The organism is Achromobacter sp. ACRQX, assembly GCF_022346505.1.
Lineage (GTDB): Bacteria > Pseudomonadota > Gammaproteobacteria > Burkholderiales > Burkholderiaceae_B > Achromobacter > Achromobacter animicus.
On the sequence record NZ_JAKRML010000010.1, the window covers coordinates 90,365 to 105,324 of the forward strand.

Sequence of the window (14,960 nt, forward strand, 5' to 3'; positions counted from 1 at the left end):
CCCCCTTCGTCTTCCGACACGAGCCTACGGATTTATGTCTGCCTTTTCGTCTTTCTCACAGCTCCTGCGCCGCTGCGCCGCGCCGATCGCCGCGCTGGCGCTGCTGGCCGGCGCCTTCGCCGCGCCCGTCCACGCCGAAGAGGCCAAGCGCCTGAAGATCGGCGTGACGCTGCATCCCTACTACAGCTACGTCGCCAACATCGTGGGCGACAAGGCCGAGGTCGTGCCGCTGATTCCGGTGGGCTTCAATCCGCACGCCTACGAGCCGCGTGCCGAAGACATCAAGCGCATCGGCACCCTGGATGTCGTCGTGCTCAACGGCATCGGCCATGACGACTTTGCGGACCGCATGATCGCCGCCAGCGAAACGCCGAAAATCCCCGTGATCGAAGCGAACGCGCAGGTGCCGCTGCTGGCGGCCGTGGGCATGGCCGCACGCGGCGGCGGCGATTCCGGCAAGGTCGTGAATCCGCACACGTTCCTGTCGATCACCGCCTCGATCGCCCAGATCAACACCATTGCACGCGAACTGGGCCGTATCGACCCGGCCAACGCGCAGACCTACACCGCCAATGCACGCGCCTATGGCCAGCGTCTGCGCAAGCTGCGCGCCGACGCCCTTGGCCAGCTTGCAAAAGCGCCCAACGCGGACCTGCGCGTGGCCACGATCCATGGCGCCTACGACTACCTCTTGCGTGAGTTCGGCCTGGAAGTCACTGCGGTTGTCGAACCGGCGCACGGCATCGAGCCCAGCCCCGCGCAGCTCAAGGGCACCATCGAGCAATTGCGCGCGGCGGACGTCAAGGTGATCTTCTCCGAGCTCAACTTCCCGTCCGCGTACGTCGAGACGATCCAGCGCGAGACCGGCGTGAAGCTGTATGCGCTGTCGCACATCTCGTATGGCGAATACAGCCCCGAGCAGTTCGAAAAAGAAATGAAGCAGAACCTGGCCACTGTGGTGCGCGCCATCGAAGAGGCCGGCGCGTGACCGGCCCCGTGACAGCCCACCCGGGCGGCGCAATGGGTCCCACGCTGACCTTCGACCACATCTCCCTGACGCTCGGCCGTACCGACATCCTCAGCGACGTCGCCTTTACCGTTGCGGCCGGCAGCGTGCATGCGCTGGTCGGCCCCAACGGCGGCGGCAAGAGTTCGCTGGTCAAGACGCTGCTGGGCCAGATGCCGCATCGCGGCAAGCTCAGCGTGGCGTGGCCGGGCGACCGGGCGGGCGTCATCGGCTACATCCCGCAGGCCCTTGAGTTCGATCGTGGCCTGCCCATGACCGTCAACGATTTCATGGCCGCGATGTGCCAGCGCAAACCTGCGTTCCTTGGCCTGTCGCGCGCGAAATCGAAGGAAATCGGCGACGCGCTGGAACGCGTTGGCATGCAGGACAAGCGCAACCGCCGCATGGGCGCGCTGTCGGGCGGCGAGCGCCAGCGCGTGCTCCTGGCCCAGGGCCTGGTGCCCAGCCCGTCGATGGTCGTGCTGGACGAACCCATGTCGGCGCTGGACGAAGCCGGCGTGCGCGTGTTTGAAGAACTGCTGGACAGCTGGCGCGCGCAGCGCGTGACCGTGCTGTGGATCGAACACGACCTGGAGGCCGTCGGCCGCCTGGCCGATCGCGTCACCGGCCTGAACCGCCAGGTGCTTTGCGACGGCCCGCCCGCGCAGGTGCTGACGCCCGACCGCCTGCTTGCGCTCTTTTCAACCCGGCCGCGCGTTGGCAATCAGCCGCAGGAGCGCGCCGCATGAACGCCTTTTTCGACAACCTGCGCCAGCTCATTCAGAGCGCGGCGGAATCCGGCGTACTGCCCGAATCGCTGGCCTTCGGCTTCGTCACCAACGCCCTGCTTGCGGGCCTGATCATCGGACCGGTGTTGGGCGGCCTGGGCACGCTGGTCGTGGTCAAGCGCTTTGCGTTCTTTTCGGAAGCCGTTGGCCATGCCGCGCTGACCGGCGTCGCAATCGGCATCCTGCTGGGCGAGCCCTACACCGGCCCGTATGGCAGCCTGTTCAGCTATTGCCTCATCTTCGGCATCCTGCTCAATTTCCTCAGCAATCGCACGCGCCTCACGCCCGACACGCTGATTGGCGTCTTCCTGTCGGTGTCGCTGGCGCTGGGCGCAAGCCTGTTGCTCGTGCTTTCAGGCCGCATCAACATCCACATCCTGGAAAACGTGCTGTTCGGCTCGGTGCTTACCGTCAACAGCAACGACCTGTCGGTTCTGACGTGCGTGGCGATCCTGGCGCTGGCGCTGGCCCTGCCCAACTACAACCGGCTGATGCTGGCCAGCTTCAATCCGCAGCTGGCCGCCGTGCGCGGCGTGCCTGTCAAGGCCATGGACTACCTGTTCGTGATCCTGGTGACGCTGGTCACGGTGGCCTCGGTCAAGGTGATCGGCGCCATTCTGGTCGGCGCACTGCTGGTGATTCCGGCGGCCGCGGCGCGGATGCTGGCGCAGTCGCTCAAGGGCTTTTTTACGATGTCGGTCCTGTTCGCGCTGTTCAGCACACTGGCCGGCATCATGTTGCCCATCGAACTGGAACTGCCGATCCCATCCGGCGCGGCCATCATTCTGGTCGCGGGTGTTTTGTTTGCGATCTCGGCCCTGGCACGCGGCCTGGTCCCCGGTCTGAAAGGAAATGCAGCATGAGTTTGAAGTCAGTCACCCTGCGCCGCGCCGCCCTGGCCGTGGCATTGGCATCCGCGCTGGGCGCCGCCGTCACGGCGCAAGCCCAGGAAGCGGCCAAATCCGGCCGCGCCGCGCGCGCCGCGCAGCCGGAAGCCACGGCCGCCGCCACGGGCAGCGTCACCGTGCTGGCCGCGCATCCCGTCGTGTTTGCGCTGACCGACAGCCTGGCCAAAGGCAGCACCATCCGTGTGGAGCGCGCCGCGCCCGCCAACCTGCCGGCCACCCGCCTCACGTCGTATTTCAGCGGGCGCGGCGGCGCTGCGCTGCAAAAGGCCGCCGCATCGGCGGACGCCGCGGTCGGCCTGCGCTCCATCTGGCCCGACGATCCGCTCTACGCCAACGCGCGGCGCACCAACATCCGCATCGTCGAAATCGACGCCGCCCGCCCGCTCGATGGCGCGCTGAACGGCATTGCTCTGCAAAGCGACACGCGCCCCGGCGGACAGTTTGCCGCCTACCCGTGGCTCAGCATCGTCAACCTGGGCCGCATGGCCGACATCGTCGCCGCCGATCTGGGGCGCCTGTCCCCGTCCGACGACAAGCGCATCGCCGAGAACCTGGCGCAGATCAAACGCACGCTGGTCGAATTGAACGCCAGCAGCCAGGCCGGATTGGCTCAGGCTGAGAACGTGGCCGTCGTCAGCCTGTCCGAGCGCCTGCCCTACCTGATTGCCGAGTTCAATCTGGATTTGATCGACACGAACGCGCGCGACGACAAGGACTGGACACCTGAGACGCTGGCGGCGCTGACCGCCACTCTCAAGGACAACGGCGCGGCCGCCGCGCTGCTGCACCGCGAGCCCACGCCGGAACTGCGCCAGGCCATCGAAGCCGGCGGCGCCAAGGCCGTCGTGCTGGCCACCGACGGGGCCGATCCCGTTGCCGACCTGCAGGCCAACGCCAAGCTGCTCCTGCAGGCGCTGGCGCCCGCCGCGGCACAGACCACCGCCGCGAAGTAAAGCCCATCGCGGGAACGGCGCCGGCCTAACCGGCGCCGTTTGCCGCATCAGCCATCAGCGCCGTTGCCTCGTTCTTCAGGCATTCGATCAGGTGCGCGCTGGCCGCAGGCAGCCGGGCTTCACGCAAGGTGATGATGCCAACCGGCGGCAATGCCAGGTCCAGCGGCACGTCCAGGATCCAGCACAGGCCCTGGCGCTCGAAACTGCGGGCGGCCGACTTCGCCAGAAATCCCACCGCATTGCGCTCACGAATGAAGGTCAGCGTGGACAGGTAGGACGACGTTTCCATCAGATCTGACGACGGCTGCAGGCCGCGATGATGGAACTGCTGCTCCAGCTTCACCCGCAATGACGCCCACGGCGGCGGCATCACGCAAGGCAACGCCGCCAGATCCGCCCACCCCGGTGCGCTGCGGCCTGCCACGTCGCTGCCGGGCGCCGCCACCACTACCATCGGCTCTTCGAACAACGCTTCGGCATGCAGATCGGGCGCGGCGTAGCCTGGCTCCAGCCGTCCCACGAACAGATCCAGTTCGCCCAGGCGCAGCTTCGGCAGCAGATGGGTCAGATCGCCCTCTTCGATCAGGACGGTCGCGCGCGCCGACCGCAGCTTCAAGGCATGCACGGCCCGCGCCAGCAGCACCGGCAGCGCGACCGCCATCGCCCCCACCCGCGTCTTGCCCGCCGCGCCGCTTGCGGCGGCGTCGATCTCATCGCGCGTGCGCTCGTACTGCGCCAGCACGCCGCGCGCAAAGCGCACCACTGCAGCGCCCGCGTCGGTGGGCTCCGTTCCGCGCACGGACCGCGCAAACAGTGCGAGACCCAGCATGGACTCCACCTCCGACAACATGCGCGACACCGCCGGCTGGCTGACCGCCATGAACTCGGCCGTGCGCCCCAAATGCCGGAACTCGTCCAGCGCCACCACCAATTGGAGGTGACGCAGCTTCAGGTTTGAGCGGAACACGCGGTCCAGGTGCGCCATGCCAACATCCTTACATATCAGACTTGTTATCTTTCGATGCGGCAATTCTATTGGATAGTTATATATAAGCTCACGAGAATAGATCCGGGCGGCCTTGTAGCCTTGAGGGTGCTCACAAAAATAATCACATCGGAGACAAACCATGAGGCACATCCCCACCCCTGACCGGGACCGGCGCAGGTTCCTGGCGGGCGCCGCCTGTCTGGGCGCCATGGCTGGCGCCGGCGCGGCCGGCCTGCTGGCCCCCGGCCTGGCACGCGCCGCGGACTATCCGCAGCGCCCCATCACCTTCATCTGCCCCTGGCCCGTTGGCGGCACCGCGGACCAGTCCATGCGCGCGCTCTGCCAGGTAGCGTCGGGCGTGCTGGGCCAGTCCATCGTGGTGGAGAACCGCGCGGGCGCCTCGGGCATGATCGGCACGAAGTCGCTGTCGCAGGCGCAGCCTGACGGCTACACCATCGGCCAGATTCCCATTTCGGTGGCGCGTTTCTCGCAATTGGGACTGTTGCAGCTTGATCCGCGCAGCGAGCTGACCTATTTGGCGCGTACGTCGGGCCAGACCTTCGGCATCGCAGTGCTTGCCAGTTCGCCGTTCAAGACGTTGCAGGAGGTCGTGGCTTACGCAAAGGCCAATCCCGGCAAGCTGACGTACGGCCACGCCGGCATTGGCGGGGCGACGCATGTGGGCATGGAAGAGTTCGCCATGACGGCCGGCGCGCGTTTCAATGCGATTGCCTACAAGGGCGGCGCGGCCGCCTTGCAGGATGTGCTGGGCGGGCAGATCGACCTGCTGGCGGATTCAAGCTCGTGGGCGCCGCATGTCGAGGCAGGCAAGCTGCGGCTTCTGGCGACCTGGGGCGAGTCGCGCGCCTCGCGTTTCAAGGAGGCGCCCACCCTGAAAGAACTGGGCTACGACGTCGTGGTCGAGGCCCCCAACGGCATCGGCGCGCCCAAGGGCCTGGACCCCGCCGTCGAGCGCAAGCTGCGCGAGGCCTTCCGCACCGCGGTCAAGAGCGACGCCTTCAAGCAGGTGGCCGACCGCATCGATGCGCCGGTGATGTACCTGGACGGGCCGGATTACCAGGCCTATGTGGCGTCGGTCTATGCGCAGGAGACCGCGCTGATCGCGCGCCTGAAACTGAAAGAAATGCTGCAGAAAGGCTGATCCCCGGTGACTTCCAATCCCTTGATCCGGCTGCACGCCAACGACAACGTGCTGGTCGCCCGGGAGGCCCTGGCCTTGGGCATGCCTATCCCGGCGCTGGGCCTGCGGGTACGCGCGCAGGTGCCGGGCGGCCACAAGATTGCGGCCTGCCGGATTCCGGCAGGCACGCCGGTGCGCAAGTACGACGCCATCATCGGCGTGGCCGCGCGCGACATCGAAGCCGGCGAGCACGTGCATGCCCACAATCTTGCGCTCGCCGACTTCGAGCGGGATCCGGGCTTCTGCCGCGATGTGCGGCCGGTCGACATCCTGCCCGAGGCCGAACGCGCGACGTTTCAGGGCTACGTTCGGGGGAATGGCCGGGTAGGCACGCGCAATTTCATCGGCATCCTCGCGTCGGTGAACTGTTCCGCGACGGTCATCCACCACATCGCGCAGCACTTCACGCCCGAACGCCTTGCCGCGTTTCCCAACGTGGACGGCGTAGTGGCGTTCGCGCAGACGAGCGGTTGCGGCATGTCGTCGCCCAGCGAGCATTTCGATGTCCTGCGACGCACGCTGGCCGGCTACGCGCGGCACCCGAACCTGGCCGGCGTGCTGATCGTGGGGCTTGGCTGCGAACGCAATCAGGTGTCGGCGTTGATCGAATCGCAGGATCTGGCCGGGGACGCGCGGGTGCGTACGCTCGTGATGCAGGACACGGGCGGCACCCGGGCCACGATCGAGGCCGGCATCGGGGCCATCAACGAGATGCTGCCGCTGGCCGATGCCGCGCGCCGCAGCCCCGTGCCGGCAAGCCACCTCAAGATCGGTCTGGAATGCGGCGGATCGGACGGCTACTCCGCCATCACGGCCAATCCCGCGCTGGGGGCAGCCATGGACATTCTGGTGCGGCACGGCGGCACGGCGATCCTGTCCGAAACCCCGGAGATCCACGGGGTGGAATACCTGCTGACGCGCCGCGCCGTCACGCCGGAAGTGGGCCAGAAACTGCTGGACCGGCTGGCCTGGTGGGAAAGGTACACGGCCGGACACAACGCGCAGTTCAACGGCGTCGTCGGCCACGGCAACCAGCAAGGTGGCCTGGCCAACATTTTCGAGAAATCGCTGGGGTCCGCCATGAAAGGCGGCACGACGCCGCTGCAGGCCGTATATGAATATGCCGAGCCCATCGACCGCGCAGGCCTGGTTTTCATGGATTCGCCCGGCTACGACCCCGTCGCCGTCACCGGCCAGATCGCCAGCGGCGCCAACCTGATCTGCTTCACGACGGGCCGCGGATCGATGTTCGGCTCCAAGCCCGCGCCCACGCTCAAGCTTGCCAGCAACAGCAGCATGTATGCGCGCCTCGTCGAGGACATGGACATCAATTGCGGCGCGGTGCTCGATGGCGAGGTGGACATCGCGCAGATGGGACAACGCATCTTCGACCATATCCTGCGCGCGGCCTCCGGCGCGCCGACCAAGAGCGAAGCGCTGGGCCTGGGCAACCATGAATTCGTGCCCTGGCATCTGGGCATCGTCAGCTGACCCGTCATTTCAGGAACCTTCACGCATGCCTGCACACAACCCCTTCAAGACGGCCCTTGCCGCGCGCCAGGCCCAGGTCGGCCTGTGGCTCTCGATGGCCGATCCCTATCTGGCCGAGGTCTCCGCCACGGCAGGCTTCGATTGGCTGCTGATCGACGGCGAGCACGCACCGAACGACCTGCGCGGTACCCTGGCCGCCCTGCAGAGCGTGGCGCCCTACCGTGCCCAGCCCGTGGTGCGCGTGGTGGCCGGAGACACCGCACTCATCAAGCAGATGCTGGACATCGGCGCGAAGAATCTGCTGGTGCCGATGGTCGACACCGCCGATCAGGCCCGCGCCCTGGTGGCCGCGACCCGCTATCCGCCGCAAGGCATACGCGGCGTGGGCAGCGCCGTGGGGCGCGCATCACGCTGGAGCGCCCGTCAGGACTACCTGGAAATCGCCGACGACGAGATCTGCCTGCTGGTGCAGGCGGAAACGGTGCAGGCGCTGTCGAACCTGGAGGCGATCTGCGAGGTGCCCGGCGTCGATGGCGTGTTCATCGGGCCGGCCGATCTGGCCGCGTCCATGGGGTATCGCGGGCGGCCCGGGCATCCGGACGTGCAGGCCGCCATCGAGCGCGCCATGCAAGTCATCATCGAACACGGCAAAGCAGCCGGAACCTTGACATCGGACCCCGCGCTGGCGCGCCGTTACCTGGAACTGGGCTGCACCTTCGTGGCGGTAGGCGTTGACGTGCTGCTTTACGCAAATAGCGCCCGCCGGCTGGCGGCAAGCTTCTCTTGCGCGGACCAGAACGCCGCGGCGCCCGCCCCGGCAGCCGCCTATTGAGCATCCCGAAGCGGCCGATCCGTCCTGTAATCCGGTCTTGCATGACCACGCATTCAGGCATAAATTGGTCGGTACCGCTTTTCGATCGGCCATCTCGATCCCCCCGCCCGAATCGCGCGCGAAGGTTGTTTTCTATCTTTTGTTCCCCCAACAGGAGCGATGCGATGCGAGTAAAACACCTGCTTGGCCCAGCGACCGTAGCCCTCTCGATGCTTGTCGGGTCGGCTGTCACGGCCGCCCCCTCGGACCCCGCCCCGATCATCACCGGCAAGCACTGGACCGATTCCGACGCCAACCTCAAGAAGGCCTATCTGCTGGGCGTGGCCAATGCGCTTGAGGTTGAACGCGCCTATCAGCAACGCCGGGCCGTGCCGGATACCCAGACGCTGGTGCCCAAGTTCTCCGCGGGCCTTCAGAACCAGACGCTGGACTCGGTGCGCGAGACCATCGACCGCTGGTATGCCGCCAATCCGGGCCAATTGGATCGCCCCGTCATGGAGACGATCTGGTTTGAGATCGTCGTGCCTGCCACCAAGACGAAACGCACCCCCTAGGAGCCGCCATGAAGACTATCCGCACGATAGGCCTGGCCATTGCGATGGCATCGCTGGCCGCATGCACCAACATGACCAAGGAACAGCAAGGCACCGTCACGGGTGGCTTGATGGGCGCTGCGGCGGGCGCCGGCATTGCCGCCATCGCGGGGGGCAGCGCCTGGACTGGGGCCGCCATTGGCGGTGCAGCCGGCGGTATCGCCGGCAACATCCGCGGCGCGAACCAGTAAACAACGCCAGTAGACAACGCAATACCGACCTGACCCGTCGCCCCCGAACGCCGGCTCGCGTGCAAACGCCAGCCGGCGTTCTTGCGTCTGGGGTCTGCCTGCACGCGCGCGTCCCTGCCTGCACCCCGCCCGCCGCCTTCGTCGCCCACCTTCATGCCGCCCATCGCCACGGCTACCCGCTGCGGCCATAGACTGATACGCTTTGCGCCGCGACTTCACCCGGGCGATGCGGATGTTTCTTTCATGATGTACCTGCTGTGGTCCCTGCCGGCGCTGACCGTGATCGCCGCGATCGCGAGCGGGCGCGTCAACACGACCATCGCCGCCGCGCTGGGCCTGCTGGCGGCGCTGCCCATCGCCCTGCTCGCCGCGCCCGCGCCGTTCTCGCTGGCGCAACTGGCCGTTGCCCTGGAACGCGGACTCTGGATCGGCTGGATCATCACCCCCTACATCCTCGGCGGCCTGCTGTTCTGGCAGATGGCGGCGCAGGGCGGCATGAGCAAGGGCGCGGCAGGCAATCCGCCGGACGCCATGCGTCTCGAACCCCTCGCACGGCGCCGGCTGCTCTTCTTCGCCTGTTTCCTGGTCGGCCCGTTTGCCGAGTCCGCCACGGGCTTCGGTGTGGGCATGTTGGGAACGGTGATGCTGATCCGCCCGCTGGGCCTGAAGCCGCGCGAGATCATGGTGTTCGCGCTGCTCAGCCAGACGCTGATCCCGTGGGGCGCGATGGGAAGCGGCACGTTGCTGGCCTCGGCCTACGCGCGGGTGCCGGCCACGCAGCTTGCTCTTTACAGCATGGCGCCCGTGGCGCTGCTGATGGGGGTGTGGCTGGCGTTGTACTGGCGCACTGCCGCACGCGCGGCGCTGTCCGCGCCTGCGGCCGAACTGGGGCGCGAAGCGGGCTGGATGGCCGCGAGCCTGGCCTTGCTGACGGCAGCGACCGCACTGCTGGGTCCGGAAACGGCGCTGCTGGCAGCCTACGGTCCGCTGATCGTGCTGCGCTTCCTGGCGGACCGCAGGCCTGATCGCGGCCAAGCGCTGGACGCCGCACGCCGCGCCCTGCCCTACATCGCCCTCATCGCCTGGCTGGTGGCTACGCGGCTCGTCCCCGGCCTGAATCGCGGCCTTGCCGGCGTGGCCGAATTCAAGCCTTATGCGGACCTGCCGGCCTGGATGCCTTTTCTGCACGCCGGAAGCTGGCTGATCGCGGGCGCGGTAGCCATGGCTGCCTGGCAACGCCACCCGGGCGCGCTGCGGGCTCAGGCACGCGCCGCGTGGATGACAGGACGTCATGCCGTCATGTCCGTCTTTCTGTTTGCAATGATGGCCGAGGTGCTGGCGGGCGCGGGCATTTCCCGGGCGTATGCCGATGGATTATTCTCGAGCCTGCGCGACTGGACTATCCTGATCACGCCGCTTCTGGCTGGCGCATTCGGCATTCTGGCCAACAGCGGCAATGCGCCGAACAGCCTGTTCATGTCTTCCCAGCTATCATTAGCGCTTCAGGCCGGTCTGAACGTGCCCGCGGCCGCCGCGCTGCTGCACGTCTCGGGCACGTCGATGGGGATTTTTTCGCCGGTCCGGATGTCGATTGCGGCCGGTTTGGCGCATGGACGGGGGCAAGAACGCGGCGTGTATGTTCTACTACTGCCGTTTGCCCTGGCCGCGTTCGGCATCCTGCTGTCGCTGGCGCTGCTCGTGGTCATCTCCGGGTAGAAGTTTTCAGGGCTGCTGAAAGGCCGACAACTGGCGGCGCAGCGGATACGCTCGCCGCCTCAACCTTTTTTTTGTGTAGCACATGGGACTAGAACAATTAGCCGCGATCCGGGAATTGCTTATCAAGCAGTCGCCTGACAAGGCAGGCTCGAAGAACGAATCGCGACCGCAAGGCACGGACAAGCCGCGCCGCCCGCAAGGCGCCGGCAAGGGTCCGCGTCCGCAAGGCGGCGACAAGGCAAAGCGCGCGCAAGGCGGCGACAAGGGCCAGCGTGCGCCGCGTCCCGAAAAGCGCGAGACGCCGGTCGATCCCGTGGTCGTCGCCATTTCGCGCCTGCAACGTCACTTTCCCAAGGCTTTCCCCAAGAACCCCGCGCCCAAGCTGCCGCTCAAGCTGGGCGTGCTGGCGGACCTGGTGCAACACGCCGAGCAGCTGCAGCTCGACGAGGCGCAGATCAAGGAAGCCGTCAAGACCTGGTGCGATGGCCGCCGCTACTGGGCCAGCATGGTCGAGGACGCGCCGCGCGTGGACCTGAACGGCGAACCCGCCGGCGCCGTGACCGCCAACGAAGCGCGCCACGCCAAGCGCATGGCATCTCGCAACGCGTCGCGCAACGCCGCCCGCGCACGGGCCGAGAAAAAGGCGCAGACGGCTGCTGAGCAGACCCCGGCGCCGGCTGCTGACGCCGCCCCTGACGCGCAACCAGCCGACGTGCCGCCCGCTGATGTGAAAGCGGTGGATGTGAAGGCAGCAGAGGTGAAAGCCGCAGAGGTGAAAGCCGCCGACACGAAGGCCGCCGGTGCGACGTCCGCAGACGTCACGCCCACTGACGCCAACCAGGCAGACGTCACGCCCCAAGCGTCCGAATAAGCCCGCCAAAAGCAATTCAGGCCTGCGCCAGGCCGGGACAATGTTTCCCGGCCTGGCGCAGGCCTTTCTGCATTGATGCGGCTGTATCTATCCTGCCGGCTCCAGCGCCGCCAGCGCCTGCTTGATGTAGCCCATGCCCTTCTCGGAATAGGTCAGCGTCATGGCCTGCTGATGCCCCGCGCCGTCCATCTTCAGCAAGGACTTGCGCAGGATCTCGACGATCTTGTCTTCGTGGGCCGGGTAAAAAGCCTCGTACTGGTATTGCAGGAACACCAGGCACAGCGCGTTTTCCATGACCTGCACGTCCGGATCCTGCTTGATGCCCTGCTTCATCAGGATCGCCGCCACGCGCTCGCAATCTGCCTGCGGATAGCCTGCTTCCTTCATGATCTCCTGCGCGATGCCGGCGTGATGCCGTGCCAGCGCCTTGCGCCACGTCAGGTAGCCGATGCGGCCTTCGGGATAGCTGGCGCGTGCGATCTCCCAGCGGCCGATGTGCTGGCACCGGGACGCCAGGATCAACGGTTCGGAAGCATCGGGCGCCAGCTTCATGACCCATTCGTGCAGCTTTTGCGCAAGAAACAGCTCCTGCGGACAGGATTCGCCTTCCCAGGTAAACGTGTTGGGGTCGGCGGCGTTGTAGTCGTCGAAGCGGCGCAGAGTCTGCTGCAGGCGGTCGTTCATGGGGTGTGGTGTCTTCGGAAAGCCCGGCGCGTGTGGGCCGGCGCGGAGATTGACAGGCGCAAGCAGGCCATCATACCTGCGGCCTGGGGCGCCGTGCGTCCACCATGCCGCTTCGTGATGCCGCCTGGCGACGAATAATGCACGAGCCCTGCGCCTATCGCGGCAACGCGGGCGCGGGCGTCAGCGGCCCTATTGGCGTCTGACCCGGCCGGGGCGGCATCGGCGGCAGCCATGTCCGGGTGGGCGCCTTCAGCCCGGGCTGATCCTGCGGCCGCGTGGGCGTTGCCGCCGGCGACGGATAGCGGGACCCCGGACACGAGGTGCCCAGACAATCCCGATTGATCTTGCCCGGGTCAACGATGCGCGGGCAATCGGTGCCCAGGCACGTATCCGGCAAGGTGCGGGCTGACGTTGGCGGCGATGGCACCGTCGGAAGCGGATCGCGCGCCAGCACAGGCGCAGCGGCCAGCGCCGACAACGCACCCAATGCCCCCAGCACCGCGGCAAACAAGGGTTTCATTGACCGAGCTCCACGGAATCGGTCCAGGCCGAAGCCTGGACGCAACTCCAGTGTGCTCCCGAACCCCGCCCCTAGCAAGGCGGGGTCGGCGCCGTTCAATCCAGGCGGATGTCGGTGCTGGCCACGACCTTGGCCCAGCGCGCGCGCTCGCTGCTGAAGAACTGCGCAAGTTCGGCCGGGCTCTTGGTGACGATCTCGGCGCCCTGCTCGTTCAACTGCGCCGTGACGTCCGGCTGGGTGACGATCTGCGCCATCAGCATCTGCAGGCGGGCCGCCACCGGGTCGGTCATGTTGGACGGGGCCATCACGCCTTGCCACGTGCCGGACTCAAAGCCCTTCACGCCCTGCTCGGAGATGGTGGGGATGTCCGGCACCAGCTTCATGCGTTCGCTCTTGGAAATCGCGATCGCGCGCAGCTTGCCGGACTTGATGTGCGGCAGCGTGGCCAGCAGCCCGTTCATGATGATCTGCGTCTGGCCGCCGATGGTGTCGGTGACGGCCTGCGAACCGCCCTTGTACGGCACGTATTCCCACTGCGCGCCGGTGGCCTGCTGAACCGCGACGGCCGCCAGGTGAGGCGCGCTGCCGATCGCGGTGACGGCGAAGTTGATGCGTTCTTTCTTGGACAGCTCGACCAGATCCTGCACGGTCTTGGCCTTTACGTCCGGGTGCACGGCCAGCACGTGCGGCGAATACGCCAGCATGCCGACGGCGCGCAGGTCCTTGGACGGATCAAAGGTCAGCTTCGTATAGACGGACGGGCTGATCGCCAGCGCGCCGACGTCGCACAAGAGGACCGTGTGGCCTTCGTTAGCCGACTGCACCACCAGACCGGCGCCCAGGTTGCCGTTGGCGCCGGGTTTGTTCTCGACGACCACGGTCTGCTTGAGCACTTCGGCCAGCCGGGGCGCCAGGATGCGCGCGATGATGTCCGACGAGCCGCCGGGCGGGTAAGGCACGACAATGCGCACGGGCCGCGTCGGCCATTCCGCCGATTGGGCCCATGCCGGCACCAGGGGCGTCAGGCAAAGCGCCGCGGCGCTGCCCAGGAACTGTCTCTTGCTCGGGTTCATGCTGTCTCCACACTGTTTGGTATGTGTGTTGAAGTGTCCCGCGGCCTGGTGAGGCCGCGGTGGGGATGTGCCTATGCCGCGCCGCGGGTCTCCACGTACAGGGCATAGAGCGAATGGCTGCTCGCCATGAAGAGGCGGTTGCGCTTGGCGCCGCCAAAGCAAAGATTGGCGCAGCGTTCCGGCAGGCGGATGTGGCCGATGGCCTTGCCAGCGGGGTTGAACACCATCACGCCGTCCAGGTCCTCAGCTTTGGCGTCGGGCGAGCCGTTGCTGCCCCAGCCGCACCACAGGTTGCCGGCCTCGTCGCACTTGATGCCGTCGATGGCGCCAGGCCCTTGCGCGTCAACGTGCAGGCGCTTGTTGGACAACGCGCCGTCCGCGCCCACGTCAAAGGCCCAGATCACGCGATTGGGCTGGTGACGCGATTCGACGATGTACAGCACTTTCTCGTCGGGCGAAAAGCACAGGCCGTTGGGACCGGCCAGGTCGGCAAGCGCCAGCGTCACACGGCCATTGCCGGGATCGATGCGATAGACGGAATGCGGCAGCTCGGGCGTGGCCTTGTCGCCTTCCCAGTGCCCGCCGATGCCGAAGGGCGGATCGGTGAACCAGATGGCGCCATTGCGCTGGCACACGATGTCATTGGGCGAATTGAACGGCTTGCCGTCAAAGCGGTCCGCCAGCACCGTGATGCTGCCGTCGTACTCCGTGCGCGTGACGCGGCGCGTCAGGTGTTCGCAGGCCAGCAGGCGGCCCTGGCGATCCCGGGCTAGCCCGTTGCTGAAATTGGACGGATGGCGGAACACGCTGGTTTGGCCGGTGGTTTCGTCCCAGCGGATGATGCGGTTGTTGGGAATGTCCGAAGCGAGCAGATAACGCCCGTCGCCAAACCACACCGGACCTTCCAGCCAGCGGAAGCCGGTCGCAAGCTGCTCCACGCTGCTGCTGTAGATGCGGTACTTGGCGAATTCCGGGTCCAGGATCCGGACCGAGGGGTCCGGGTAGCGCTGCTGCGGGGTGAAGCTGAAAGACTGCGCGTGCACCAGACTGGCGGGGGCCAGTGCAAGCGCGGCGCCCAGCAGCCGGCGCCGGCCGGCCTGGACTTGCGGGTCAATTTCCATCGGCTGTCTCCTCTCGGTGGTTTT

At 67.0% G+C, this 14,960-nt stretch carries 16 protein-coding genes; 11 read left to right on the forward strand and 5 right to left on the reverse strand.

Going from position 1 to position 14,960, the window contains the following annotated elements:
* The first annotated feature begins 34 nt into the window (after nt 1–34).
* The 4 genes from MHZ91_RS11690 to MHZ91_RS11705 are packed head-to-tail and all read left to right on the forward strand — an operon-like array spanning nt 35 to nt 3,655.
* Nucleotides 35–988: a metal ABC transporter substrate-binding protein gene (locus tag MHZ91_RS11690; protein ID WP_218343945.1), complete on the forward strand. Its 954-nt coding sequence runs from the start codon at nt 35–37 to the stop codon at nt 986–988.
* Nucleotides 985–1,755, forward strand: coding sequence for a metal ABC transporter ATP-binding protein (locus tag MHZ91_RS11695; RefSeq protein WP_239213696.1), 771 nt, complete (start codon nt 985–987; stop codon nt 1,753–1,755). Before MHZ91_RS11690 ends, MHZ91_RS11695 begins: the two co-directional genes overlap by 4 nt.
* Nucleotides 1,752–2,657 carry a metal ABC transporter permease gene (locus MHZ91_RS11700; protein WP_175136466.1) on the forward strand — a complete coding sequence of 302 codons (906 nt, stop codon included), beginning with the start codon at nt 1,752–1,754 and terminating at the stop codon, nt 2,655–2,657. The genes MHZ91_RS11695 and MHZ91_RS11700 overlap by 4 nt, the downstream gene beginning before the upstream one ends.
* Nucleotides 2,654–3,655, forward strand: a complete 1,002-nt coding sequence (locus tag MHZ91_RS11705) for a metal ABC transporter solute-binding protein, Zn/Mn family (RefSeq protein ID WP_175121473.1) — start codon at nt 2,654–2,656, stop codon at nt 3,653–3,655. The genes MHZ91_RS11700 and MHZ91_RS11705 overlap by 4 nt, the downstream gene beginning before the upstream one ends.
* 25 nt (nt 3,656–3,680) lie before the next feature.
* Here the strand turns inward: MHZ91_RS11705 and MHZ91_RS11710 are convergent, their stop codons facing one another.
* Nucleotides 3,681–4,640 carry a LysR substrate-binding domain-containing protein gene (locus tag MHZ91_RS11710; protein ID WP_239213697.1) on the reverse strand — a complete coding sequence of 320 codons (960 nt, stop codon included), beginning with the start codon at nt 4,638–4,640 and terminating at the stop codon, nt 3,681–3,683.
* A 142-nt stretch (nt 4,641–4,782) separates the two neighbouring features.
* Here MHZ91_RS11710 and MHZ91_RS11715 point away from each other — a divergent pair, with 142 nt between their 5' ends.
* The 7 genes from MHZ91_RS11715 (at nt 4,783) to MHZ91_RS11745 (ending at nt 11,538) form a co-directional block, all read left to right on the forward strand.
* Entirely contained in the window at nt 4,783–5,805 is a 1,023-nt protein-coding gene (locus tag MHZ91_RS11715) for a tripartite tricarboxylate transporter substrate binding protein (protein ID WP_370647801.1), read from the forward strand.
* Between the two features lie 6 nt (nt 5,806–5,811).
* Nucleotides 5,812–7,335: an altronate dehydratase family protein gene (locus MHZ91_RS11720; RefSeq protein WP_239213698.1), complete on the forward strand. Its 1,524-nt coding sequence runs from the start codon at nt 5,812–5,814 to the stop codon at nt 7,333–7,335.
* A gap of 25 nt (nt 7,336–7,360) precedes the next feature.
* Entirely contained in the window at nt 7,361–8,167 is an 807-nt protein-coding gene (gene hpaI / locus MHZ91_RS11725) for a 4-hydroxy-2-oxoheptanedioate aldolase (RefSeq protein WP_239213699.1), read from the forward strand.
* Between the two features lie 164 nt (nt 8,168–8,331).
* On the forward strand, nt 8,332–8,721 hold the full coding sequence (locus MHZ91_RS11730) for a hypothetical protein (protein WP_175121468.1): 390 nt from the start codon (nt 8,332–8,334) through the stop codon (nt 8,719–8,721).
* An 8-nt stretch (nt 8,722–8,729) separates the two neighbouring features.
* Complete coding sequence (locus MHZ91_RS11735) at nt 8,730–8,951, forward strand: hypothetical protein (protein WP_056318016.1); 222 nt, start codon at nt 8,730–8,732, stop codon at nt 8,949–8,951.
* A 243-nt stretch (nt 8,952–9,194) separates the two neighbouring features.
* Nucleotides 9,195–10,667 (forward strand): hypothetical protein, encoded by a 1,473-nt coding sequence (locus MHZ91_RS11740; protein ID WP_239213700.1) that lies wholly within the window; start codon nt 9,195–9,197, stop codon nt 10,665–10,667.
* Nucleotides 10,668–10,749: 82 nt separating this feature from the next.
* A complete protein-coding gene (locus MHZ91_RS11745; protein ID WP_239213701.1) occupies nt 10,750–11,538 on the forward strand; it encodes a ProQ/FINO family protein in 789 nt (262 codons plus the stop codon).
* 87 nt (nt 11,539–11,625) lie between these two features.
* On the opposite strand, the gene MHZ91_RS11750 is transcribed toward MHZ91_RS11745, so the two are convergent.
* The 4 genes from MHZ91_RS11750 to MHZ91_RS11765 all read right to left on the reverse strand — a co-directional run bounded on the left by MHZ91_RS11750 (nt 11,626) and on the right by MHZ91_RS11765 (nt 14,936).
* Nucleotides 11,626–12,222, reverse strand: coding sequence for a DUF4202 domain-containing protein (locus tag MHZ91_RS11750; RefSeq protein ID WP_175121466.1), 597 nt, complete (start codon nt 12,220–12,222; stop codon nt 11,626–11,628).
* A gap of 154 nt (nt 12,223–12,376) precedes the next feature.
* A complete protein-coding gene (locus tag MHZ91_RS11755; protein ID WP_239213702.1) occupies nt 12,377–12,742 on the reverse strand; it encodes a hypothetical protein in 366 nt (121 codons plus the stop codon).
* A 95-nt stretch (nt 12,743–12,837) separates the two neighbouring features.
* On the reverse strand, nt 12,838–13,815 hold the full coding sequence (locus MHZ91_RS11760; protein WP_175121465.1) for a tripartite tricarboxylate transporter substrate binding protein: 978 nt from the start codon (nt 13,813–13,815) through the stop codon (nt 12,838–12,840).
* 71 nt (nt 13,816–13,886) lie between these two features.
* Complete coding sequence (locus tag MHZ91_RS11765; RefSeq protein ID WP_239213704.1) at nt 13,887–14,936, reverse strand: SMP-30/gluconolactonase/LRE family protein; 1,050 nt, start codon at nt 14,934–14,936, stop codon at nt 13,887–13,889.
* Nucleotides 14,937–14,960 lie beyond the last annotated feature (24 nt).

Bases quoted from the DNA above. Each gene is read 5' to 3' on its own strand.
- MHZ91_RS11690 (WP_218343945.1), top strand. From the start codon at position 35: ATGTCTGCCTTTTCGTCTTTCTCACAGCTCCTGCGCCGCTGCGCCGCG.
- MHZ91_RS11700 (WP_175136466.1), top strand. From the start codon at position 1,752: ATGAACGCCTTTTTCGACAACCTGCGCCAGCTCATTCAGAGCGCGGCG.
- MHZ91_RS11705 (WP_175121473.1), top strand. From the start codon at position 2,654: ATGAGTTTGAAGTCAGTCACCCTGCGCCGCGCCGCCCTGGCCGTGGCA.
- MHZ91_RS11710 (WP_239213697.1), bottom strand. From the start codon at position 4,640: ATGGCGCACCTGGACCGCGTGTTCCGCTCAAACCTGAAGCTGCGTCAC.
- MHZ91_RS11715 (WP_370647801.1), top strand. From the start codon at position 4,783: ATGAGGCACATCCCCACCCCTGACCGGGACCGGCGCAGGTTCCTGGCG.
- hpaI (WP_239213699.1), top strand. From the start codon at position 7,361: ATGCCTGCACACAACCCCTTCAAGACGGCCCTTGCCGCGCGCCAGGCC.
- MHZ91_RS11730 (WP_175121468.1), top strand. From the start codon at position 8,332: ATGCGAGTAAAACACCTGCTTGGCCCAGCGACCGTAGCCCTCTCGATG.
- MHZ91_RS11735 (WP_056318016.1), top strand. From the start codon at position 8,730: ATGAAGACTATCCGCACGATAGGCCTGGCCATTGCGATGGCATCGCTG.
- MHZ91_RS11740 (WP_239213700.1), top strand. From the start codon at position 9,195: ATGATGTACCTGCTGTGGTCCCTGCCGGCGCTGACCGTGATCGCCGCG.
- MHZ91_RS11745 (WP_239213701.1), top strand. From the start codon at position 10,750: ATGGGACTAGAACAATTAGCCGCGATCCGGGAATTGCTTATCAAGCAG.
- MHZ91_RS11750 (WP_175121466.1), bottom strand. From the start codon at position 12,222: ATGAACGACCGCCTGCAGCAGACTCTGCGCCGCTTCGACGACTACAAC.
- MHZ91_RS11755 (WP_239213702.1), bottom strand. From the start codon at position 12,742: ATGAAACCCTTGTTTGCCGCGGTGCTGGGGGCATTGGGTGCGTTGTCG.
- MHZ91_RS11760 (WP_175121465.1), bottom strand. From the start codon at position 13,815: ATGAACCCGAGCAAGAGACAGTTCCTGGGCAGCGCCGCGGCGCTTTGC.
- MHZ91_RS11765 (WP_239213704.1), bottom strand. From the start codon at position 14,936: ATGGAAATTGACCCGCAAGTCCAGGCCGGCCGGCGCCGGCTGCTGGGC.